The organism is Capnocytophaga sp. H2931, from assembly GCF_002302535.1.
GTDB lineage: Bacteria > Bacteroidota > Bacteroidia > Flavobacteriales > Flavobacteriaceae > Capnocytophaga > Capnocytophaga canis.
In genome coordinates this window covers 569735-592336 of the sequence record NZ_CP022381.1, presented here as the reverse complement: position 1 = coordinate 592336, position 22602 = coordinate 569735, and the positions used below count along the sequence as shown (strand labels likewise).

At 36.6% G+C, this 22602-nt stretch carries 16 protein-coding genes; 13 read left to right on the top strand and 3 right to left on the bottom strand.

What is annotated here, in order from left to right; translation table 11 throughout:
• The first annotated feature begins 93 nt into the window (after nt 1-93).
• The 3 genes from ruvC to CGC52_RS02480 all read left to right on the top strand — a co-directional run bounded on the left by ruvC (nt 94) and on the right by CGC52_RS02480 (nt 3179).
• Nucleotides 94-639 (top strand): crossover junction endodeoxyribonuclease RuvC, encoded by a 546-nt coding sequence (gene ruvC / locus CGC52_RS02490; RefSeq protein ID WP_082021472.1) that lies wholly within the window; start codon nt 94-96, stop codon nt 637-639.
• 11 nt (nt 640-650) lie between these two features.
• Complete coding sequence (hemW, locus tag CGC52_RS02485) at nt 651-1796, top strand: radical SAM family heme chaperone HemW (RefSeq protein WP_095893348.1); 1146 nt, start codon at nt 651-653, stop codon at nt 1794-1796.
• Nucleotides 1797-2153: 357 nt separating this feature from the next.
• A complete protein-coding gene (locus CGC52_RS02480) occupies nt 2154-3179 on the top strand; it encodes a cytochrome-c peroxidase (RefSeq protein ID WP_095893347.1) in 1026 nt (341 codons plus the stop codon).
• A 247-nt stretch (nt 3180-3426) separates the two neighbouring features.
• Here the strand turns inward: CGC52_RS02480 and ettA are convergent, their stop codons facing one another.
• Nucleotides 3427-5118: an energy-dependent translational throttle protein EttA gene (gene ettA / locus CGC52_RS02475; protein ID WP_042008721.1), complete on the bottom strand. Its 1692-nt coding sequence runs from the start codon at nt 5116-5118 to the stop codon at nt 3427-3429.
• Nucleotides 5119-5296: 178 nt separating this feature from the next.
• On the opposite strand from ettA, the gene CGC52_RS02465 reads away from it, so the two are divergent.
• From CGC52_RS02465 to CGC52_RS02430, 8 genes are all read left to right on the top strand, one after another.
• Nucleotides 5297-6157 carry a neutral zinc metallopeptidase gene (locus tag CGC52_RS02465; protein WP_042008726.1) on the top strand — a complete coding sequence of 287 codons (861 nt, stop codon included), beginning with the start codon at nt 5297-5299 and terminating at the stop codon, nt 6155-6157.
• Between the two features lie 121 nt (nt 6158-6278).
• A complete protein-coding gene (gene pruA / locus CGC52_RS02460; protein WP_042342866.1) occupies nt 6279-7904 on the top strand; it encodes an L-glutamate gamma-semialdehyde dehydrogenase in 1626 nt (541 codons plus the stop codon).
• A 205-nt stretch (nt 7905-8109) separates the two neighbouring features.
• The gene (locus tag CGC52_RS02455; protein ID WP_095893345.1) at nt 8110-10209 is read left to right on the top strand and encodes a M3 family metallopeptidase; all 2100 of its coding nucleotides are present in this window, start codon (nt 8110-8112) and stop codon (nt 10207-10209) included.
• A 145-nt stretch (nt 10210-10354) separates the two neighbouring features.
• Entirely contained in the window at nt 10355-10705 is a 351-nt protein-coding gene (locus tag CGC52_RS02450; RefSeq protein ID WP_042008733.1) for a CidA/LrgA family protein, read from the top strand.
• The gene (locus CGC52_RS02445) at nt 10702-11403 is read left to right on the top strand and encodes an LrgB family protein (RefSeq protein ID WP_042008736.1); all 702 of its coding nucleotides are present in this window, start codon (nt 10702-10704) and stop codon (nt 11401-11403) included. The genes CGC52_RS02450 and CGC52_RS02445 overlap by 4 nt, the downstream gene beginning before the upstream one ends.
• A 316-nt stretch (nt 11404-11719) precedes the next feature.
• Nucleotides 11720-14836 carry a SusC/RagA family TonB-linked outer membrane protein gene (locus CGC52_RS02440; protein ID WP_095893344.1) on the top strand — a complete coding sequence of 1039 codons (3117 nt, stop codon included), beginning with the start codon at nt 11720-11722 and terminating at the stop codon, nt 14834-14836.
• Between the two features lie 11 nt (nt 14837-14847).
• The gene (locus tag CGC52_RS02435) at nt 14848-16479 is read left to right on the top strand and encodes a RagB/SusD family nutrient uptake outer membrane protein (protein WP_042345656.1); all 1632 of its coding nucleotides are present in this window, start codon (nt 14848-14850) and stop codon (nt 16477-16479) included.
• A 119-nt stretch (nt 16480-16598) separates the two neighbouring features.
• Nucleotides 16599-19232, top strand: a complete 2634-nt coding sequence (locus tag CGC52_RS02430) for a sodium/solute symporter (RefSeq protein WP_095893343.1) — start codon at nt 16599-16601, stop codon at nt 19230-19232.
• Nucleotides 19233-19320: 88 nt separating this feature from the next.
• Here the strand turns inward: CGC52_RS02430 and CGC52_RS02425 are convergent, their stop codons facing one another.
• Together CGC52_RS02425 and rpe are read right to left on the bottom strand one after the other, a co-directional pair.
• Nucleotides 19321-20103, bottom strand: a complete 783-nt coding sequence (locus CGC52_RS02425; RefSeq protein WP_095894427.1) for a DUF4476 domain-containing protein — start codon at nt 20101-20103, stop codon at nt 19321-19323.
• A gap of 46 nt (nt 20104-20149) precedes the next feature.
• Nucleotides 20150-20794: a ribulose-phosphate 3-epimerase gene (gene rpe / locus CGC52_RS02420; protein WP_095893342.1), complete on the bottom strand. Its 645-nt coding sequence runs from the start codon at nt 20792-20794 to the stop codon at nt 20150-20152.
• Between the two features lie 378 nt (nt 20795-21172).
• On the opposite strand from rpe, the gene CGC52_RS02415 reads away from it, so the two are divergent.
• Both CGC52_RS02415 and CGC52_RS02410 read left to right on the top strand, forming a co-directional pair.
• The gene (locus CGC52_RS02415; protein ID WP_095893341.1) at nt 21173-21868 is read left to right on the top strand and encodes a DUF6089 family protein; all 696 of its coding nucleotides are present in this window, start codon (nt 21173-21175) and stop codon (nt 21866-21868) included.
• A 4-nt stretch (nt 21869-21872) separates the two neighbouring features.
• The gene (locus CGC52_RS02410; protein ID WP_042008751.1) at nt 21873-22601 is read left to right on the top strand and encodes an isoprenyl transferase; all 729 of its coding nucleotides are present in this window, start codon (nt 21873-21875) and stop codon (nt 22599-22601) included.
• The last annotated feature ends 1 nt before the right edge of the window (nt 22602 follow it).

The following is a 22602-nucleotide window of genomic DNA, read 5'->3' as shown; positions in this document are numbered from 1 at the left end:
TTTTTTCTTTTGAACAATTGCACTTTGATAATTTCTTCTTCAAGTAATAAAAGGTGCAGTTTAAAGTCTGTGTGAAATAAACAATAGAAATTTGTGGAAAAAATCATTTTAGGAATAGATCCTGGCACAACCATTATGGGTTTTGGTATTATCAAAGTTGAAAATCAGCAGATGGAGTTGTTGCAGGTCAATGAGTTACATCTTCAAAAATATGATAATCACTATATCAAACTTCGTGTAATTTTCGACAGAACAATAGAACTTATCGACACGTATCATCCTGATGAATTAGCAATTGAAGCCCCTTTCTTTGGTAAAAATGTCCAATCAATGCTCAAATTAGGTCGAGCTCAAGGAGTAGCAATGGCAGCTGGGCTTTCTCGGCAACTACCTATAACCGAGTATGAACCTAAAAAAGTTAAAATGGCAATCACAGGAAACGGAAATGCTTCTAAGGAACAAGTTGCAAAAATGTTGCAACAGCTACTGAAAATAAAAGAATTACCCAAATATTTTGATGCTACTGACGGACTCGCTGTCGCTGTATGTCACTTTTTTAATAACGGTAAAGTAACTACCCAAAAATCATACAATAGTTGGGCAGCTTTTGTAAAACAAAATGAAAACCGCATCCGATAAAAATAGCAATTTTGCATAGCATTTACATACATATTCCCTTTTGCAAACAGGCATGCCATTACTGTGATTTTCATTTTTCCACGACTCTGAAACGCAGAAGTGAGATGGTAGACTCTTTGTGTAAGGAGTTGATAATTAGAAAAAAAGAAGCTGAAAATTCCGTTATTCAGACCATTTACTTTGGTGGTGGAACTCCCAGTATTCTCTCCGATCAAGAGTTGGAACGTATTCTACAAACCGTTTTTGAAAATTATTGTGTTAGTGATGATGCAGAGATTACCATAGAAGCGAATCCCGACGATTTTTTTAAAGATGGAAAGACTCCCGAACAGCGTTTATGTGTATTTAAATCTCTTAAAATTAATCGATTGAGCGTTGGTGTGCAGTCGTTTTTTGAGGAAGATTTACGCATGATGAACCGAGCTCACTCTACAGAGCAAGTTCACAGATTGCTTTCGGAAGCACCGAATTTTTTTGATAATATTACTCTTGATTTGATTTATGGAATTCCTAATATGAGTGATGAGCGTTGGCTACAAAATCTCGAAAAGGCTTTGTCTTACAATGTTCCACACATATCAGCCTACGCACTGACAGTAGAACCACAAACGGCATTGCATAAATTTATCGCAATAGGGAAAATAACCCAAGTTGATGATAATCAGTCGTTATCTCATTTTCAAAAGATGGTTGAAGTTTTGATAAAAGCAGGTTTTGTACACTACGAATTTTCAAATTTTGGCAAAGAAGGATATTTTAGTAGAAACAATACGGCTTATTGGTTTGGGAAAAAATATATGGGAATTGGGCCATCGGCACATAGTTTTAATGGAAGTGAACGCAGTTGGAACATCGCTCACAATATTAAATACATACAGGCGATTGCAAAGGGTGAACTTCCTGCTGAAAAAGAGGTGCTTTCGCAAAACGATCGATATAATGAATTGATAATCACTCGCATACGTACAATGATTGGTATTTCAATCACTCAAGTGAAGCAAGAGTTTGGGGAAAAATATTATACCTATTTATTGCAACAAGCCCAAAGACATTTTGCTGAGGCTACCTTACGTTTGGAAGGTGATTATCTTCGGGTCACTCCAAAAGGAAAATTTCTATCCGATGGTATAGCATCTGATTTATTTATGGTAGAGTAGTTTTGGCTTTTAAACGATGCCTAAAAATTAAATTTAAGAGGATAAGGTTCTTTTACTCGCGTACAAATGGTTGATTTTTAATCTTTTTCTTCAGTAAAAAAATATAAGTGTTAAGATGTTTTACTACTTTTGGTGAAGTTGCAAATTTTCTCGTTGTTTATTTTCGGAAGCAATTACCCTTATTTTTTGTTTAGGAAAGATAATCAATTAGTTATAAGTTAAAAATAAAACGTATTTTTTTTTTGGATTTGGTCTAAAATTTTGTTTGTTCATTGAGTAGGAAAAACAATTCGAAATAATAGGAAAATCAAAAAAAAAGAACGAAATTTGTAGCAACTAACAAATCTAACAACACGTATGCGTAAAATTTATTTTTTATTGTCACTGGGAGTGCTTGTAAGTTGCAACAACGCTCCTAAAAAACAGGTTGTCAATGAAGTACATCCTGAAGAAACAAAATCTGAATTATTAAAAACAGCTGAAACGTTCTTCAAATCCGTTAGCTCTGTTCCTAAACCAGAAATTTCGGAAGAAAAAATCGCTTTAGGTAAGAAGCTGTATTTCGATACACGCTTATCAAAGGAAGGGAACATCAGTTGTAATTCTTGCCACAATTTAGAAACTTTTGGTGTGGATAACTTGGCATTTTCACCAGGGGATACCAAAGAGCTTGGAGGTAGAAACTCACCTACAGTATTTCACGCCAGTCTACACGCGATGCAGTTTTGGGATGGAAGGGCAAAAGATGTGGAGGAACAAGCTGAAGGGCCTATTCTAAACCCTGTGGAACACAATATCCCTAATGCAGAATTTTTAGAAAATAGATTGCGAAAGGTAGCCGAATACCAAACGTTGTTTAAAAAAGTGTATCCTGACCAAGAACAACCAATCACGTTTAAAAATATAGCTAATGCTATTGGGGCATTTGAGCGTACGCTAAATCCTGTATCACGATTCGATAAGTTCTTGGATGGCGACGAACATGCTTTAACTCAGCAAGAGAAAGACGGGCTTCAAGCTTTTGTAGATAATAGTTGTATTACGTGTCATTCAGGGGTAGCCATTGGAGGACAAATGTTCCAAAAATTCGGATTGTTTGGGGATTACTGGGAGCATACCAAAAGTAAAAAAGTTGATGCGGGATTGTTTGACTTGAATAAAAACGAAGGAGAAAAATACTTCTTTAAAGTTCCGGGATTGCGAAACATAGAAAAAACAGCTCCGTATTTCCACGATGGATCGGTAGAAAAATTAGAAGATGCTGTAAGGATAATGGCAAAACTGCAATCAGATAAAGAGCTGACAGATAAGCAAGTGGATGATATAGTAGCTTTTTTGAAAACTCTTACGGCCGATATTGACGATACGCAGAAAAGATTGTAACAAATAAGGAAATCCGATAGACTTCAGTTAACAAATAGTAGAATCGTTTAACCCCCATTTGAATTATTTTGAGATGATTTTGAAAGGTTTGGTGATAACAGACCGATAATCAATAAAATAATTCAAGTGGGGGTTAGGTTATTACTATGCTTCTATTCGTACAAAGATTTAATTTATAAAGTTTTAGCCCGTTTTTTTTTAGCTCTACATACTCTAGGAGTAGTGTCTGAAAAAATGAATATCTTGACTACCTAACCAATTTTTTATACTTAATACGTGTTGGGGTAACTTCTTTTCCAAGGCGTTTGCGTTTGTTTTCCTCATATTCAGAGAAACTTCCTTCAAAGAAATACACTTGCGAATCGCCCTCGAATGCCAAAATATGCGTACAGATTCTGTCCAAAAACCAACGGTCGTGCGAGATGACTACTGCACAACCTGCGAAGTTTTCCAAACCTTCCTCCAAAGCACGTAATGTATTAACATCTAAGTCATTAGTAGGCTCATCAAGTAAAAGTACGTTTCCTTCTTCTTTTAAGGTCATTGCCAAATGCAAACGGTTGCGTTCTCCACCTGAAAGCGTAGCTACTTTTTTGTTTTGCTCACTTCCACTGAAATTAAATCGACTGAGGTAGGCACGGGAGTTAACTTGCCGTCCGCCCATCATAATAAGGTCTTGTCCATCAGAAAAATTTTCCCAAATGGATTTTTCAGGGTCAATATTCTTATGGGATTGGTCAACATAAGCAATTTTTACTGTATCACCCACTATAAATTCTCCTGAATCAGGAGTTTCTTCACCCATAATCATTCTGAAAATTGTGGATTTTCCTGCTCCGTTAGGACCAATTACTCCAACAATCCCAGCTTGTGGAAGCACAAAATTAAGGTTATCATACAAAAGTTTATCCCCGAAGGCTTTAGCAACTCCTTTTGCTTCAATGACATTAGTGCCTAAACGAGGTCCGTTCGGAATGTAGATTTCGAGTTTTTCTTCTAGTTGCTTTTGGTCCTCGTTGAGTAATCGGTCATAATTTTGCAAACGGGCTTTCTGCTTGGCTTGTCGTCCTTTAGCTCCTTGTCGTACCCATTCCAACTCACGTTCCAATACTTTTTGGCGTTTGGATTCTGTTTTTTGCTCTTGTGCCAAACGTTTTGCTTTTTGGTCAAGCCATGATGAATAGTTTCCTTTCCACGGAATGCCTTCACCTCGGTCAAGTTCCAAGATCCAACCTGCTACATTGTCCAAGAAATAACGGTCGTGCGTTACGGCGATGACCGTTCCTGCATATTGTTGTAGGTGTTGTTCTAGCCAAAGTACCGATTCGGCATCAAGGTGGTTAGTAGGCTCGTCAAGTAACAGAACATCAGGTTGTTGTAACAATAAACGACATAACGCCACACGACGACGTTCTCCTCCCGAAAGCACTTTTATAGGAGTGTCAGGGTCAGGCGTACGAAGGGCATCCATTGCCACTTCTAATTTGTTATCAATTTCCCAACCACCACAAGCGTCGATTTTATCTTGTAATTCAGCTTGTTTGTCCATCAATTTTTGCATTTTGTCAGGGTCGGAGTAAACCTCTTCCAAGCCAAACATATCATTGATTTTGTTAAACTCGTCCAAAATGGCAATTACATCGGCAGCTCCCTCGCGAACCACTTCAATCACGGTTTTGTTTTCATCTAATTGTGGCTCTTGTTCCAAATATCCAACTGTGTAACCTGGGGCAAACACTACTTCGCCTTGATGGTTTTTATCAACTCCTGCTATAATCTTTAAAAGAGATGATTTTCCCGAACCATTCAATCCTAAAATACCGATTTTAGCTCCGTAAAAAAAACTTAAATAGATGTCTTTAAGCACCTGTTTATTAGTCGAAGCGTACGTTTTGCTTACCTTCGACATTGAAAAAATTACTTTCTTATCGTCTGACATTTTATGTTATTTTAAACTTAGAATATGATACTATATTAAGGTTATTTGTTGCAAAGGTAGTATATTTTTTCGTTGAAGCAAATAGAACTACTCAGGTAGAATATTATTCTCAAAAAAATTTGAATATTACCGATGAGAATCGTATTTTTGTCATCTATATTTTAAAATTTATGTATCTATGAAATGGGAAGGCAGACGGCAAAGTGGGAATGTCGAAGACCGTAGAGGCTCAGGAGCAGGTAAAAAGGTCATCGCAGGAGGAGGTATTTTAGGTATCATTATTCTGCTTCTGCAGGTTTTTGGAGGCGAAACAGGACAAACAATAGCCCCTATGTTAGAACAATTCAACCAAAGCCAACAAGTGCAACAAGCAGATGCAAATGTAGAACTTACGCCAGAACAAAAACAAATTGGAGCTTTTGCGGCAACGGTTTTGGCAGATACGGAAGATGTTTGGGATAAGATATTTAAAGAAAATAGTTTAGGTGAATATCAAAAACCAACTTTGGTGTTGTTTACCGATGTTGTTGAGTCTGCTTGTGGAAGAGCAACGGCTTCTGTAGGGCCTTTTTACTGTCCTGCGGATTACAAGATTTATATGGATATGAGTTTTTTTGAGGAGCTACGTACACGATTTGGAGCGAAAGGAGGCGATTTTGCTATCGCCTACGTAATGGCTCATGAGGTAGGGCACCATATACAAACTTTGCTTGGTACGTCTAAAAAAGTACGACAAGCACAGCAAGGGAAAAGCCAAGCTTATGCTAATAAACTGTCTGTAGCTCAAGAACTTCAAGCTGATTTTTACGCAGGAGTATGGGCTCATCACAATCGGAAATATTTAGAGGAAGGCGATATTGAAGAGGCGATGAGTGCTGCCCATGCCGTAGGAGATGATGCTATTCAGAAACGTGTTCGTGGGCATGTGGAGCCTGATTCTTTTACACATGGCACCTCTGAACAGCGTGTGAAATGGTTTATGAAGGGATACAATACGGGAGATATCCGTCAAGGAAACACCTTTGATGAAATAAATTAGTTTTTTGTATTTACTTACCAAAAGGATTTTGTTTTGTCAAAATTAGGTGAGTAATCTTTAAAACATAATCGAAAAGAAGTAAAGTAAGACATAATAAATAAATTTTCAAAAAAAGTAACTTATGGGAAAAGGATTTTTTAATGTACCAAAGGCTGTAAATGAGCCTGTAAAATCATATGCAAAAGGAACGCCTGAACGTGATGCTGTTTTAAAAGCATACAAAGAGCTTTGGAACAGTCAGGCAGATGTTCCACTATACATCGGTTCGGAGGAAATAAGAACTGGAAACACTAAAAACATGACCGCTCCTCACGATCATCAACATGTTGTAGGAAAGTATCATTTAGCTGAAAAACAACATGTTGAAAAAGCGATCAAAACAGCTTTGGAGGCTCGTAAAAAATGGGCTGCCATGCCGTGGGAAGAGCGTGCGGCTATTTTCTTAAAAGCGGCAGAACTCATTGCAGGGCCTTACAGAGCAAAGATGAATGCCGCTACCATGATTGCTCAGTCTAAAACCATTCATCAAGCGGAAATTGACTCGGCTTGTGAATTGATTGACTTTTTGCGTTTCAATGTAGAGTTTATGGCAAATATCTACAATGACCAACCAATTTCTTCTGAAGGTATTTGGAATCGTGTGGAATACAGACCTTTGGAAGGGTTTATTTATGCTGTAACTCCGTTTAATTTCACTGCAATTTCAGGAAATTTACCAGCGAGTGCCGCTCTGATGGGCAACGTAGTAGTATGGAAACCGAGTAATGCACAGGTATTTTCAGCTAACGTAATTATGGAAGTTTTTAAAGAAGCGGGACTTCCTGACGGAGTTATCAATTTCATCAACGGAGATGCAGCGATGATTACGGAAACCTTATTGGCAAGTCCTGATTTTGCGGGAATCCACTTCACAGGTTCTACAGGTGTTTTCCAAGATATCTGGAGAAAAATAGGTACGAATATTCACAATTACAAAACTTACCCGAAAATTGTAGGAGAAACAGGAGGTAAAGATTTTATCGTAGCTCATCCTTCAGCTATCTCAAAACAAGTGGCAACGGCAATCACTCGTGGAGCTTTTGAATACCAAGGACAAAAATGTAGTGCTGCTTCACGTGTATATCTGCCAAAATCAAAAGCTACTGAAATCCTTAATTTTGTAAAAGAAGATGTACTTTCGTTCAAAATGGGTTCACCCGAAAATATGGAAAACTTTATTACAGCTGTTATCCACGAAAGTTCTTTTAATAAATTAGCAAAATATATTGATCAAGCTAAACAAGATTCTGATGCAGAGGTGTTTGTAGGTGGGAATTATGATAAATCGAAGGGGTATTTCATTGAGCCAACAGTAATCGTAACTACCAATCCTAAATATACAACTATGGAAACTGAACTTTTCGGTCCTGTGGTTACGGTATATGTTTATGAGGATGAAAAATGGACTGAAACCCTCAAATTGGTAGATGAAACATCCGAGTACGCATTAACAGGAGCTGTGTTTTCACAAGATAGATACGCTTTAAATGAGGCAATTAAAGCTTTAGAAGATGCGGCAGGAAACTTCTACATTAACGACAAGCCAACGGGAGCTGTGGTAGGGCAACAGCCTTTTGGTGGAGCAAGAGCTTCTGGAACAAACGACAAAGCTGGTTCAGCTCAAAATCTATTGCGTTGGGTATCACCGCGATTGATTAAAGAAACATTTGTTCCGCCAGTGGATTACAGATATCCTTTTTTAGGATAGCGTTTTAGTTTACCACATAAATACGCGATTTTGGTAGAATTATTAAGAATGGTTACGCTCGTGCTTAATCAAAGCATGGAAACGATTTTTTTAGACCTTTTTAAATAACTATTTCTGTCGTAATTGTGTATTTATGTGGTTAAAGTATAAATGTGTTTTTTCGTTAATATTTAATGTGTTACTTACTCAAAAATAATATATCACAATGAAAAAAAATCATCTGTTGACAACAGCTTTGGTACTTGCCTTAGTAAGTTGTGATGACTCCAAAAAACAGACAATTCCTATGGAAGAAAATCCTTTGTTGGTGGAGAGTAAATTAGAATATTTTGCTCCCGACTTTTCGAAAATTAAAGATAAACACTTTCGTCCTGCCTTGTTAAAAGGTATGGAATTGCAGGTCGAACGTGTTGAAAAAATCGCTAATAGTACCGAAGCACCTACTTTTGAAAACACCATTATCGCTTTGGAGCAAAGTGGTCAGGAACTCAGTAGAGCTCGACGTGTGTTTTCCGCATTAGCATCGGCTCACACCAACGATACCATTAAAGCTATTCAAAAAGATTTATCAGCAAAATTCGCAGCACATTCCGATGCTATATTCCTGAATGATAATTTATTCCAGCGTATTAAGGAGTTGCATGGAAAACGTGAATCACTAAATTTGGATGCTGAATCTAAGAAGTTACTTGAGTATTACTATGAAAATTTTGAAATTTCAGGGGCTAATTTGTCAAAAGAAAGCAAAGAAATTTTGAAACAATACAATGCTGAGTTGGCTTCGCTACAAACTGAATTCAATCAAACTTTGTTAGAAGGAAATTTAGCATCAGCTCAAACCTTTGACAACAAAGATGCTTTGGATGGATTAAGTAATGAAACTTTAGAAAGCATTGCAAACGACGGGAAATGGAAAGTACCTACTTTTAACACTACCCAACAGCCGTCTCTTGTTGATTTGAAAAACCGAGCAACTCGTAGACAAATCTTTGAAGCTGCTTGGAGCAGAACCGATGGAGGAAAGCATAATACTAATGAGATTGTTAAAAAAATAGCTGTTTTACGAGCTAAAAAAGCAAATTTGTTAGGGTTCAAAAACTACGCAGAATGGTCGTTACAGCAAACTATGGTCAAAACTCCTGAAAATATATATCAGTTTTTCAAAGATTTAGTACCGGCTTCGGTAGGTAAAGTGAAAGACGAAGCTAAAGAGATTCAAGCTCAGATTAAGGCTACTGGCGGAGATTTTGTTTTAACACCCTACGACTGGAATTTTTATGCTGAGCAAGTCCGTAAAGCAAAATATGATTTGGATGAAAATGAACTAAAACCCTATTTTGAATTAAAAAATGCATTAGAAAAAGGAGTTTTCTATGCTGCTGAGCGTCTGTATGGGATTAAATTCAAAGAACGTAAGGACATCCCCGTATATCATCCAGATGTACTTGTTTATGAGCTATTTGAGGAAGATGGCTCCAAATTGGGATTGTTCTATGGTGATTTCTTTGCACGAGAGAGCAAACGAGGCGGTGCATGGATGGGCAACTTTGTAGAACAGTCGAAATTATTGGGTAAAAAACCTGTGATTTACAATGTTTGTAACTATCCGAAACCTGCTGACGGACTTCCTGCATTGCTTACTTTCGATGAATTGACGACTCTGTACCATGAATTTGGACATGCTCTCCACGGATTTTTTGCTAATCAGCAATATGCATCGCTTTCAGGGACTGCTGTAGCTCGTGATTTTGTAGAGCTACCTTCGCAATTCCATGAGAACTGGGCTTTGCATCCTGAAATTTTAAGTAACTATGCAGTTCATTATGAAACTAAACAGCCAATTCCACAAGCATTAGTTGATAAGATAATGAAAGCCAGTACTTTCAATCAAGGATATTCTTTTACTGAAGTGTTGGCAGCCGCTAATTTAGATTTGCAATGGCATACCATTTCAGCGGATACTCATATTGAAGATGTAACTGCTTTTGAAATAGAAGCATTGAAAAAAACAGGTTTGTTTCTCAATGAAGTACCTCCTCGCTATCGTTCATCTTATTTTGCTCATATTTTTGGTGGAGGATATGGAGCTGGTTACTATTCATATCAATGGACAGAGATGTTACACCATGATGCGTACATGTGGTTTCTCGAAAATGGAGGCTTAACCCGTTCTAACGGGCAACGTTTTAGAGATATGATTCTTTCTCGAGGAAATACCTTAGACTACGAAAAAATGTATTTAGATTTTAGAGGAAAACAACCTTCTATTGAGCCTATGTTAAAGGCAAGAGGATTCAAGAAATAGGTTGTAGTTTTAAATAATTAAGTAATGAGTATCAAAATCCAAGTTTCAAGTATAGATTTAATCCTTACTTGTAGCTTGGGTTTTGTTCCCTTTATTATGACCACATAAATTATTTTTTAAATTTAATCACATAACTTTATAAACAATGTTAATTCGTTATTGTGCAATTATTTTTGGCTGTTTGGCGTTGGGTGAGTTGGTAGTCTATTTGACCGACATTCCCTTTCCTTCGAGCATTATCGGAATGCTTCTGCTCACGCTTTTCTTGCATTTGGGATGGGTAAAAATTCATTGGGTTAAAGCTATTTCAGACCTTTTATTAGCAAACTTAGGATTGTTTTTTGTACCTCCCAGTGTCGCTATTTTGGTTTATTTCGATCTTATCCGCAATAGTTTTTGGCCAATCACTATTGCAGTTGTTGTTAGTACATTGATTGTTATTGTCGGCACAGGACATGTATATCAATTTTTGAGAAAAAAAATTAAGCAACAATGAAAAACTTCTTAGAAAATCCCTTATGGTTGTTAGCCCTCACTTTTGCTATCTATTACGGTGGGCAAATGTTACAAAGGAAATATAGAAGTCCACTGTTGAGTCCAGTAGTCATTACGGTTTCGGTGTTGATAGGTTATTTGTTGGTCTTTAATATTTCGTATGAAACTTATTCAGCGTCGGGCGGTTTTATCGAATTTTGGTTAAAACCTTCTATTGTAGCTTTGGGCGTTCCTTTGTACTTACAAACTTCAAAAATCAAAAAGCAATTAGTGCCATTACTGATTTCTCAATTGGTAGGCAGTGTGTTGGGTTTGCTTTCTGTTTGTTTTTTTGCTAAAATTTTAGGAGCTGATAAAGAGGTTATTTTATCGTTAGCTCCAAAATCAGTAACGACTCCTATTGCCATAGAGGTATCACATACGCTCGGAGGAATTCCAGCTTTGACCGTAGCTTCTGTAATCATTACAGGGATTTTAGGCAGTCTTTTTGGATTTAAAATTTTGCAGTGGTTTGGTGTTAAAAGTCCAATGGGGCGAGGCATAGCCTTAGGGACGGCTTCCCATGGACTGGGAGTTATGGCAGCTTTTGATGTTAGTGAAAAACACGCTACGTATGCCAGTTTGGGTATGATTTTCAACGGGATTTTTACAGCAATATTGGCATATCCTATTATTTTACTTATTGAACCTTGGTTATAGTTTTTTGATATTCAATGTTTTAATTCTTTTTTTTCAAGACTCTTCTCTTTAATTCCTGTTTTACATTCAGTTTATTTGGAATTTTATTATTTTGTTTCGTTAAATATTTGTTTTTGTTTAACTGTCCGTTTTTTTATTTCTTTTTGTTTTCGAATTTAGAGGCTTCTATACTATTGTGTTATAGCATGTTAAAATTTGATGATGTGTTTTTTTAAGCCTGTTTTGTTAATGATATATTAAAAAAATAGCATGAAAATTTTTATATTCTCAAAAAAAGATGTAATTTTGTGCTATTATTAACAAACAGAGTAATTTTATGAAAGTAAAAATTTTAACATTGTTTATCTTTGTGTTAGGCTGGTGTTCCAGTTCGTTATTAGCACAAACTGTATCAGTAAAAGGAGTCGTTACTGATGAAAATAAAATTCCGTTAGCGGGAGTGAGTGTTTCAGTCAAAAATACTTCTCGTGGAGTTTCCACAGACTTCGATGGAAACTATGAAATCAAAGTCAATTCGGGTGATGTTTTGGTTTTTAGTTCCTTAGGTTTTACCTCTCAAGAGAAGATTGTGACAGGGGGGGGTAAAGATTTGATAATCAACGTTTTACTAAAAGAAGAGGCAGAGCAATTGGAAGAAGTGGTGGTTACGGCCTTGGGTATCAAGCGACAAGAAAAAAGTTTGTCGTATGCTACACAAACTGTTTCAGGTAAGGAATTGACGGATGTCCCTTCGAGCAACGTTTTGAACACTTTGGCAGGAAAAACGGCAGGTATGTCTGTTTCAGGTTCAGGTTCAGGAGTAGGTAGCTCTGTAAAAATAGTGTTGCGTGGTAATCGTTCTATTCAAGGGAACAACCAACCTCTTTACGTAGTGGATGGAACGCCTATTAGCAGTGGAGCTTTTTCAGGTTCTGCTATTGGTGATGGCTACGGCGGAGGTATTGATGCCGGAGATGGTATGGCAGGTATTAACCCAGAAGATATTGAGAGTATCAACGTTTTAAAAGGTGCTACAGCTGCGGCCTTGTATGGTAGCCAAGCAGCTAACGGTGTAATTTTGATTACCACTAAAAGAGGTAATTCTGAAAAGATAGCAGTGTCAGTTACTTCTTCTGTTCAAGCAGACGTTCCTTATTTGACTTATAAATTCCAAGATCGTTATACAATGGGAGTTGATGGTGTGAGTCAATCATCAATGGATGCTTGGGGAGCGCCACGTACCAATCAAGATTTGAGCAATGATTTTGTGAAAAATTTCTTCAACACAGGATTCATGTCACAAAATGGGGTTTCTGTTAGCGGAGGGAATAAAGTGACTAAAAATTTTCTTTCCTATCAAAATACTACCGCAACAGGTATTATGCCTAATAATACGTTCGATAAACATAATTTGAGTTTGCGTTCTACAACTTCTCTTTTTGATGATTTTATTGAAGTAGACGGAAGTGTTGCACTTACGCATCAAGATACAGGAAATGCACCTGCTGCTCCAGGACAGTATTTTAACCCTATCTTAGGATTATATCTTTTCCCTGCAGGAACAACAGCATTTAATTCATACAGAGATGTTTATGAAGTGCCTGATCCTTCACGGAATGGCTTAATGACCATGAACTGGGCAAACCAAACCGATGTTTATAAAAACCCATACTGGTTAATCAATCGTCATAATTATTCATACAACGTAGAGAAAGCGATTGTAAAATTAAATACTAAATTTAATTTTACAAGTTGGTTAAATCTTCAATTGCGAGGAAGTTATGATAAAACAGCTACTTTAGGAGAACGAAAAGTACATGCAGGAATGACTACCCTAACAGGAAAAGGAGGTCGTTATGATCATAAAACCCAAAATTATGCTTTGATGTACGCGGACGCTCTTTTGACTGCAAACAAATCATATGAAAAATTCTCAATAAGTGCCACATTAGGGACAAGTATTTCTGATACAAAAGAGACTACTAATGAAATCCAAATTCACAACTTGGCAATAGCAAATCTTTTTGACTTGAGAAACTACATTGGAATAGAAGGAGGTTCCGATAATAAGAGAACACATAGACAATTGCAATCTGTATTCGGAACCGTGTCATTAGGTTATAATGAAATGCTTTATTTAGATGTGACAGGACGTAATGACTGGTCTTCTACTTTACCTGCCAACAATAGAAGCTATTTCTATCCATCAGTAGGTACATCTTTCGTTTTTACAGAAATGTTGGACCAAAATGAAGCAAAACCAGAGTGGCTTGATTTCGGTAAACTTCGTTTCTCTTGGACACAAGTAGGTAACGATATGCCATGGGGATTAACAGAGCCTTATGACAAATTGCAAAAAGGAGGGGTTATCGAAGCTAATACCGTGAAACCTTTCGATGATTTAAAACCAGAACGCTCTAATTCTCTTGAGGCAGGGGTCAATCTAAGATTTTTGGGTGGACGCTTTACTTTTGATGCCGCTGTATATAAAACAGTTACTGAAAATCAGTACTTTAAGGTAGATAACACCTCTGGTTCGGGGTATTCACAATACTACATCAATGCTGGAGAAGTTGAAAATAAAGGATTTGAACTTACTTTAGGTTTCACTCCAATCAAAACAAATGATTTCCAATGGAATGGGTATTTAAACTATTCAACCAACAAAAATACTGTACTTTCATTGCCATCTCAATATTTGGATAAAGGATTTGAAATATCGTCTGTTGGTTATAGATTCCGTCTTAAAGAAGGAGAGGAATGGGGACGTATGTACGAAAAACGTCTTAAACGAGACAATCAAGGAAATATTCTTCTTACGCAGACTATCGAAAATGGTGTAGATAAAGGAATTCAATTGCAACAAAGCGATGATTTTGAGTATATCGGAAACGTTAATCCAAAATTCTTGATAGGATTTAAAAATGAGTTTTCATATAAAAACTTTTCATTAGGATTGTTAATTGATGGACGTTTTGGAGGAAATGTCATTTCATCAACACAAAACATCCTTGACCGTTTCGGACGTAGCCAACGTTCAGCAGAAGCTCGTGATAACGGAGGTATTCCTTTAACAGGAACACTTGTAACTACAACAAAAGTAACAGGAAGCCCAGACGTAGTAACACAAACAGCTTTCAATCAAAAAATAGACGCTCAAACTTACTACAAAGTAGCACCTGCGGGAGAAACTTCAGTTTATTCAGCAACTAATGTTCGTTTAAGAGAGCTTTCACTGTCTTACACTCTTCCAAAATCACTTGTAGAGCGTGTGAAATACGTAGAAAGTGTTAGATTGTCTCTTATAGGACGTAATTTAGGTTTCTTCTACAATGAGGCTCCTTACGACCCTGAAATTACACTATCAACAAGTAGTAACGGATTGTCTAATGCAGACTTATTCACTATGCCAGCTTCACGAAGTGTAGGATTTAGTATTAATATTAACTTTTAATTAGAAACACTATGAAAAAACATATAATATCCGTAAAATCATTGGCGTTTTTAGCTTTAGCAACTGCATTAGGAGGTTGTACAGATAAATTTGAAGACTACAATCGTGATACGTTCGCGCTCACTGAGGAGTTAAAAAAAGCCGATTGGATGCACTTAAAGGCTTTCTTCCCGCAAATGGAACAGTCTATTTACTATAATAACAGTAAGGGAAACTGGGAATTCCAAATAGCACAAAACTTAAATGCTGATATGTTCGGCGGTTATTTAACCCCTCCAACACCTTTTAATGGAGATAAGAATAATATCAACTACCATATGATGGAGGGATGGAATCAGTTTGCTTTTGGTATGTATAATAATAACATCATGAAGCCTTGGTTCAATGTGAAGGCTGAGACCTTGGATAAGAAAGAGTCGTTGAACGTATATGCCATCTCATTGATTCTCAAAGTGGCAGGTATGCATAAGTCAACAGACCTTTACGGGCCGATACCATATTCAAAATATGGTTTGGGAGGAACTACGACTCCTTATGATTCACAAGAGGCAATTTACAACCAATTTTTCACTGAATTGGATGAAGCCGTTTCTTATTTGGAAGCCCACTTAGCAGGGCCAAATAAAGATGTGAATAGTTTGGGTGATTCGGATTTGATTTACGGAGGTGTACACACAAAATGGCTCAAATGGGCGAACTCTTTGCGTTTGCGTCTTGCAATGAGGGTGTCAAAAGTTAATCCTTCATTAGCACAAAAAGAGGCTGAAAAAGCAATTAACAATGCGTATGGAGTTTTTACAACGAATGCAGATAACGTTTTAGTTCCTACAATCAATATAGGACATCCACTTATCGTTGTTGCTAATGATTATAATGATTCACGTATGAGTGCTGATATGGAATCTATTTTAACAGGATTGAAAGACCCTCGTTTGTCCGAATATTTTTCAAAAGCTACTGATAAAGACGAAAACGTGAATGGAAAATATAAAGGTATTCGTCAAGGTATCAATATGAAAGCTAAAGATTTACGTTCAGGTTATTCCACTTTGGGAGCTCGTTTCGATATGTCAAAAAGAAACATCACTCCTATTACCTTAATGACCGCTGCGGAAGTATATTTTTTACGTGCAGAAGGAGTTCTAAGAGGTTGGAACATGGGAGATACGGCTGAAAATCTTTATAAGAAAGGTATTGAACTTTCCATTGAACAATGGGGAGTTTCTGGAGCAAATGCTTATATTGAAAACGATACAAACAAACCAGCGGATTATACAGATCCTAAAGAAAAATTGTATGATAAACCTGCTGTTTCAACTGTAACTGTAAAATGGGATGAGAGTGCTTCCAACGAAGAAAAATTGGAGAAAATTATCACTCAAAAATGGATTGCTATGTTCCCTGACGGAGCAGAAGCTTGGGCTGAATTCCGTAGAACGGGTTATCCAAAACTTTTCCCTATTGAGGTGAATAATAGTGGTGGTGAAATTGACTCTAACGTTATGATTCGTCGTTTGCGTTTTCCTGAAAATGAACGCACAGGAACTAATAAAGAAGAAGTGGCCAAAGCAGTTCAGTTCTTGAAAGGAAAAGACTCTCCTGGTACACGTTTGTGGTGGGATACAGGAACTCCTAATTTTTAAGTGATGTAATTATAATTCAATAATTGGCTGTCTGAGAAATTAGGCAGCCTTTTTATTTCTAAAACCTTTGTTTTTGTTGGAAAATAGTGTATTTTTGTTCGTTTCCAAAATGATTTTTTATGATAAACAAGTTTCAATTATGCTTAGTGCTACTCTTTTTGCATTGCAGTAGTGCCATTTTTTCGCAAGAAAATAAGAAAACAGCCACACAATTTCATCAAACTACTATTTTTGATACACAAAGTTTAGAAAAACTACCACAACTTCATGAAGGCTTAGCAGGAACCTATTTTGGTAAACATGCCTCATACTTCATTTTAGCTGGAGGGTCTCACTTTCCTACTGAAAAACCTTGGCAAGGAGGGAAAAAGCAATTTTCAAAAACAGTTTTTGTATTTCAGGTTGAATCAGATGGTAATTTAACCTCTATTTATCAAGCCGAAGACCTCCCCGAAGCCATTGCAGAAGGAGCATATGTCACTATTTCAGATGGTTTGCTTTGTCTTGGAGGACAAACTTCCGAAGGATTGTCGTCCAAAGTTTTTTCTATTTCATATAACAACGGGAAAATAATCCTAAAACATTATGCCGATTTGCCAATCCCTGTAAAAAGTGCTGTAGCTGAGGTTGTTGGAAATAGTGTTTATCTTTTAGGAGGGCAAACTGCTGATAACGGTTCGTTAAACCAATTCTTGAGATTAGATTTACAAAAAACAGACGCAACATGGGAAACTTTACCTACTTATCCTCAAAAAGTATCAGGAGCAGCTATGGTAGCACAACAGAATGGTACAGAAATCGCTTTATTTGCTTTTGGAGGAAGAAATCAAAATGGGAGAAATCTTACAGAATTTTACCATCAGGCATATACTTTTAAACCTTCTTTAAACGAGTGGTTTCCAATTAAAGATATTCAAAAAAATAAAGAAGTTTTACCATTGGCCGTTGCGAATGCTTCAAAAATTGGAGCGTCGAGTATTTTACTTTTTGGAGGTGACACAGGAGTTATTTTTAATCAAGTGGAACAAGCTATTTATGATGAAAATATAGAACTTCGTAATCAACTGTGGCAAGCCCACAAAGGTTTTGAAACTGACGTTTTGGTCTATAACACCATTACTGATGAGTGGTTTAATTTAGGTAGTACAGATAAAGCGGTTGCTGTAGCTTCTGTTTTTTATGATGCTCAAAAACAGGAAGTTTATGTTGCGGGAGGAGAGCAGAAACCAGGAATTCGTTCACCTTATATTACCAAACTATCGTTCTCCAAGGACAGTGAATTTGGCTGGTTAAACTATGCCGTTTTAGCATTGTATTTGATCGGCATGTTAATGTTAGGATTTTTCTTCATGAAAAATAATAAAAATACGGATGATTACTTCAAAGGTGGAGGACGCATTCCGTGGTGGGCTGCTGGGATTAGTATTTTCGCTACGATGCTCAGTGCCATTACTTTCATCTCGATTCCTGCGAAAACCTATGCTACTGACTGGCGTATGTTAATGTTTAATATGACCATTATTTTGGCAGTACCTTTCATTATTCGCTTTTTTTTACCTTTCTTTTTGAGATTTAAATTGGATACAGCTTATGAATATTTGGAAAAACGTTTCAATCGACCAGTTCGCTGGGTGGCTTCAGCACTGTTTAGTTTTTTCATGATCAGTCGTATTGCTATTGTATTGTTTTTACCATCTTTAGCTCTTAATGCAGTAACAGGGTTCAATATTTATTATGCTATTTTGATAATGAGTATTGTAACAATTATCTATTCCACCAGTGGCGGTATGGAGGCTGTGGTTTGGGGCGATGTGATCCAAGGGTTTATATTGGTAGGAGGAGCTATAGTTGCTTTTATTGTGATGGTAGTAGGTATTGATGGTGGGTTTGGTGAATTTTGGAATACAACTGTTACTTTCAATAAATTAGATACGTTTGATTTTCGATTTGATTTCTCACAGCCTGTATTTTGGGTAGTTGTTTTCGGAGGCCTTGCAAACACTTTAATATCTTATACCAGTGACCAATCGGTGGTACAGCGTTACATGTCTACTGTTAATGAAAAGGCGACGGCAAAAAGCATATGGCTTAATGGAATTGTGAGTGTTCCCGTGAGTATATTGTTTTTCTTGCTTGGAACAGGTTTGTTTGCATTCTACAAATCGAACCCCGAGCAGATGTCGATTACTGACCCAAATATTGACTCTATTTTTCCTCAGTTTATTGTTTCTCAGATGCCTGTTGGAATGTCGGGATTGTTAATAGCTTCGATTTTTGCAGCAGCGATGAGTACGCTTTCTTCCAATATAAATTCGGTTTCAGCTGTCATTACGTCTGATTTTTACAAAACAATTTTTAAAAATACTTCATTTAAAGGGCAGATGAATGTAGCTCGTTGGTCAGGAGTCGTTATCGGTTTGTTAGGGACAGCAATGGCAATTGTGTTAGCTACTTGGAATATTGCTTCGTTGTGGGATCAGTTCAATACCTTTTTAGGGTTGTTGACCAGTGGTTTGGGAGCGTTGTTTATTTTAGGAATTTTCTTTCCAAGAGTTAATGGTACCGTAGCTCTCATTGGACTCATCTCTGGAGTTTTGATTCTCTACGGAGTCAAATCATACACCAGTCTTTCGTTTCTTCTTTATGGGCTTATAGGAATGGTATCGTCTATCATTGTAGCGTTCATTATCAGTATGTTAATTCCGAATAAGAAAGAAGTAAATGGTATTACATGGAAATACAGAAATAAGTAGTACGAAATTTGTTGCTGTTTTTGTTAAAACCAATATAGACTGACCTAAATTTAAGTTAGCCTATATTGGTTTCTTCCATTCTTTGTTATTATCTCCTTAAAGAACGTCTATTCGTTAAAAAGTCAGAAAATTCATTAGCCGTTCTTCGGAATTGAAACATATCATACAATTGGTAGTAAAGTTCTCTGTCAATTACACAATCATATGCCTCTTTGGCCAAAATTAGCCGATTGTCATCAAAACTTAATCTCTTCATCAATTCTCCAACTTGAGCTGTTGTAAATGACGAATTTCCGTTTTCCATACGGAAGAATTTTAATTTATCTTTATCAAACATTTGTTGTTCAAACATTCTTAAAAAGTCGTTGAAATCCAAGATGTTATTTCGTCTTCCGTAAGAATGATTCCAAACATCGTTCCATCGTCTGCCATAATGTATTTCCCTTACATTGTTTAAGTTAACTTCTTCCAAAAGAAATAAACCTCGACGAGAGAAAAAGTCTAAGACCATGCGCGTATTGTCGCGAGGAGTGATGGTTACACGATATACCAACCGTCTGCCGTAGTATATGCTAAGTTCTTGATTAACAGCAGGTACATCAAAAAAACGGAACATACCATTACTGTTAGTGATTTCTTGTTCACCCAACTGCAGAGTGAAACGCCCCGATTCTGGGATGCGTATAAAAACTTCCGCATACCCTAAATCGTATGTCATTTCCCATCGATAACTCAGGTTTGAGGGTATGTATCTATCAGTAGCTTCACTTCTTCGGTTTTCATTCTGTAACCAGCGACCAGCTGAACCGATTTCCTGTGCTTTTACCACAAAAGGAAGAAGGATTATAGTGGCATAAAAAATCTTTCTCATGATGATTCTTTTTTTATACGCCATCTAAATTCGTGCCAAAATGAGCCTAAAGTTTTTTCATTCCCTCAATCGTTTGCATTGGATTCGATGAGTTAAAAACAAAACTACCTGCTACTAAAGCATCTGCACCAGCGTCCATTAATTGACGAGCATTTTTGTTGGTTACGCCACCGTCTACTTCAATCAGCGCTTTTGATTTGTTTCTGAGTATGAGTTCTTTTAATTGATGAATCTTTTTATAGGTGTTTTCAATGAATGATTGTCCGCCAAATCCGGGGTTTACACTCATAATTAGTACTAAATCAACTTCTTGGATAATGTCTTCCAGAACATTGACAGGTGTGTGTGGATTCAACGCCACTCCCGCTTTCATTCCTTCATTCTTAATAGCTTGGACACTGCGGTGTAAATGTGTACATGCTTCGTAATGAACTGTTAAAATATGACTTCCTAACTTCTTAAATGTTGAGATGTATCTGTCAGGATCAACAATCATCAAATGCACGTCTAAAGGTTTGGTAGCGTGTTTATTAATAGCTTCAAGTACAGGCATTCCGTAAGAAATATTTGGAACAAAAACGCCGTCCATAATGTCGATATGGAACCAATCCGCTAAACTTTGATTGACCATTTCAACATCTCGTTGTAAATTGCCAAAATCGGCTGCTAAAATTGAAGGTGCTAAAATCATTTTTGGTAACTAAATTAATTTTGGGGCTAAAATACAATATAAAAACATATCGACATCTCTTTTTTAAAATTTTTAGCATTTTATTCGCGTGATTTCTTTACGAATTGTGGGAGTAAAGTTTTTTTGTTTCATGTAATAGATACTTGTGAAAATGCCAAAAATCTTAGATTCAAAAAATGTTAATATGTAATAAAACTAAAAATAAACGTTCTAAATTGCAATGTAATTCTATATGTATGAAAATCAAAACTTTAAATGATTATTGACGCGTTGTTTTTTTATATATTATCAAAAGTGAAATAGTTAAATAAAAATTATATCGAAAAAAAAGGGTAGATTTTCTATAAAACTCATATATTTGCACTTTGTCATTAATGTATGTATAAGTATCTATGTAGTTTGTTAGCTTTCTTAGGGATTCAGTTGATGAATGCTCAGGGACACGAAATAGGTGTTTTTTTAGGAGGCAGTAACCCTATTAGCGATGTAGGTAGGACTTACTATGTGTTTCCCAATAAGTTGGCTTATGGAGGTATATATAAATGGAATTTTCATGACCGAGTATCGTTGCGTTTTCAAGTAACCAAAACAAATTTGAGAGCCAATGATATACAGTCTGATATTGCTGCGAAGGTTAAAAGACAGTTTGCTTTTTCCAATAATTTGACGGAGACTATGTTAGGATTGGAATATAACTTCTTCAAATTCAATATGGATAATTTGTTGGAGATGCCAATGACTCCTTATTTTTTTACAGGTGCATCTTATGTTGATGTAGACGAATTATATTTTCAGAATCTAACCACACGTCCGTTAGAAGCACAAAAAATGCCTAATAGGCATCGTGCTTGGGCGATTCCTGTGGTAATGGGCTTTAAAATGAAAATAGCAATTCGATGGATTTTAGCCGCTGAAATTGGCACTCGCTTTACGTTTACCAATAATTTGGATGGAAGTCTTCCATCAGGAGGCAATTTGTCATTTGGAAATAAAACAAGCAACGACTGGTATACTTTTTCTGGGTTTACACTAACGTATACATTCGGTAGAAAACCTTGCTATTGCAGAGAATAACAAAATGGAAAATAAGCAAATCATAAATTATCCAAAACACTTAGCCATTATTATGGATGGCAATGGGCGTTGGGCGAAAAAGAAAGGTATGATGCGTATTTTTGGTCATCAAAATGCGGTCGATGCCGTTCGTGATTCAGTGGAATATTGTGTTGAACATCGAATAGAATTTCTGACGCTATATGCATTTTCAACTGAAAACTGGAATCGTCCGAAAGAAGAGATCAATGGTTTGATGGAGTTGTTAGTCAAGTTTTTGAAAAAAGAATTTGAAAAATTGAATAAAAATAATGTCCGTCTGAACGCCATTGGGAATTTAGACCGTTTTCCTACCAAAGTCAAAGAAGAATTATTAACCACTATTGCTAAGTTGGAACATAACACAGGTTTGACACTCACTTTAGCTTTAGGCTATGGTTCGCGCGAGGAGTTGCAGACTGCCATAAAAAACATAGCAAGCGATGTGAAAAAAGGTGCCATTTTGGTTGAAAATATTGATGAGAAAACAATTCAGAAATATCTCTACACACATGATTTGCCTGATGTAGATTTACTTATAAGAACCAGTGGAGAATGTCGTATAAGTAACTTTTTGCTATGGCAAATTGCGTATGCAGAACTGTATTTTACCGATGTCCTTTGGCCAGATTTTTCAAAAAAACATCTGAACGAGGCCGTTTTAAATTATCAACAGAGAGAGAGAAGATTTGGAAAAACAAGTGAACAACTTTAAT

Excerpts from the sequence above, each read along its gene's own strand:
- CGC52_RS02450 (WP_042008733.1), top strand. The coding sequence starts at position 10,355 with ATGTTAATTCGTTATTGTGCAATTATTTTTGGCTGTTTGGCGTTGGGT.
- ettA (WP_042008721.1), bottom strand. The coding sequence starts at position 5,118 with ATGTCAGACGATAAGAAAGTAATTTTTTCAATGTCGAAGGTAAGCAAA.
- CGC52_RS02425 (WP_095894427.1), bottom strand. The coding sequence starts at position 20,103 with ATGAGAAAGATTTTTTATGCCACTATAATCCTTCTTCCTTTTGTGGTA.
- CGC52_RS02445 (WP_042008736.1), top strand. The coding sequence starts at position 10,702 with ATGAAAAACTTCTTAGAAAATCCCTTATGGTTGTTAGCCCTCACTTTT.
- CGC52_RS02415 (WP_095893341.1), top strand. The coding sequence starts at position 21,173 with ATGTATAAGTATCTATGTAGTTTGTTAGCTTTCTTAGGGATTCAGTTG.
- CGC52_RS02435 (WP_042345656.1), top strand. The coding sequence starts at position 14,848 with ATGAAAAAACATATAATATCCGTAAAATCATTGGCGTTTTTAGCTTTA.
- CGC52_RS02440 (WP_095893344.1), top strand. The coding sequence starts at position 11,720 with ATGAAAGTAAAAATTTTAACATTGTTTATCTTTGTGTTAGGCTGGTGT.
- CGC52_RS02410 (WP_042008751.1), top strand. The coding sequence starts at position 21,873 with ATGGAAAATAAGCAAATCATAAATTATCCAAAACACTTAGCCATTATT.
- pruA (WP_042342866.1), top strand. The coding sequence starts at position 6,279 with ATGGGAAAAGGATTTTTTAATGTACCAAAGGCTGTAAATGAGCCTGTA.
- rpe (WP_095893342.1), bottom strand. The coding sequence starts at position 20,794 with ATGATTTTAGCACCTTCAATTTTAGCAGCCGATTTTGGCAATTTACAA.
- CGC52_RS02465 (WP_042008726.1), top strand. The coding sequence starts at position 5,297 with ATGAAATGGGAAGGCAGACGGCAAAGTGGGAATGTCGAAGACCGTAGA.
- CGC52_RS02430 (WP_095893343.1), top strand. The coding sequence starts at position 16,599 with ATGATAAACAAGTTTCAATTATGCTTAGTGCTACTCTTTTTGCATTGC.
- CGC52_RS02455 (WP_095893345.1), top strand. The coding sequence starts at position 8,110 with ATGAAAAAAAATCATCTGTTGACAACAGCTTTGGTACTTGCCTTAGTA.
- CGC52_RS02480 (WP_095893347.1), top strand. The coding sequence starts at position 2,154 with ATGCGTAAAATTTATTTTTTATTGTCACTGGGAGTGCTTGTAAGTTGC.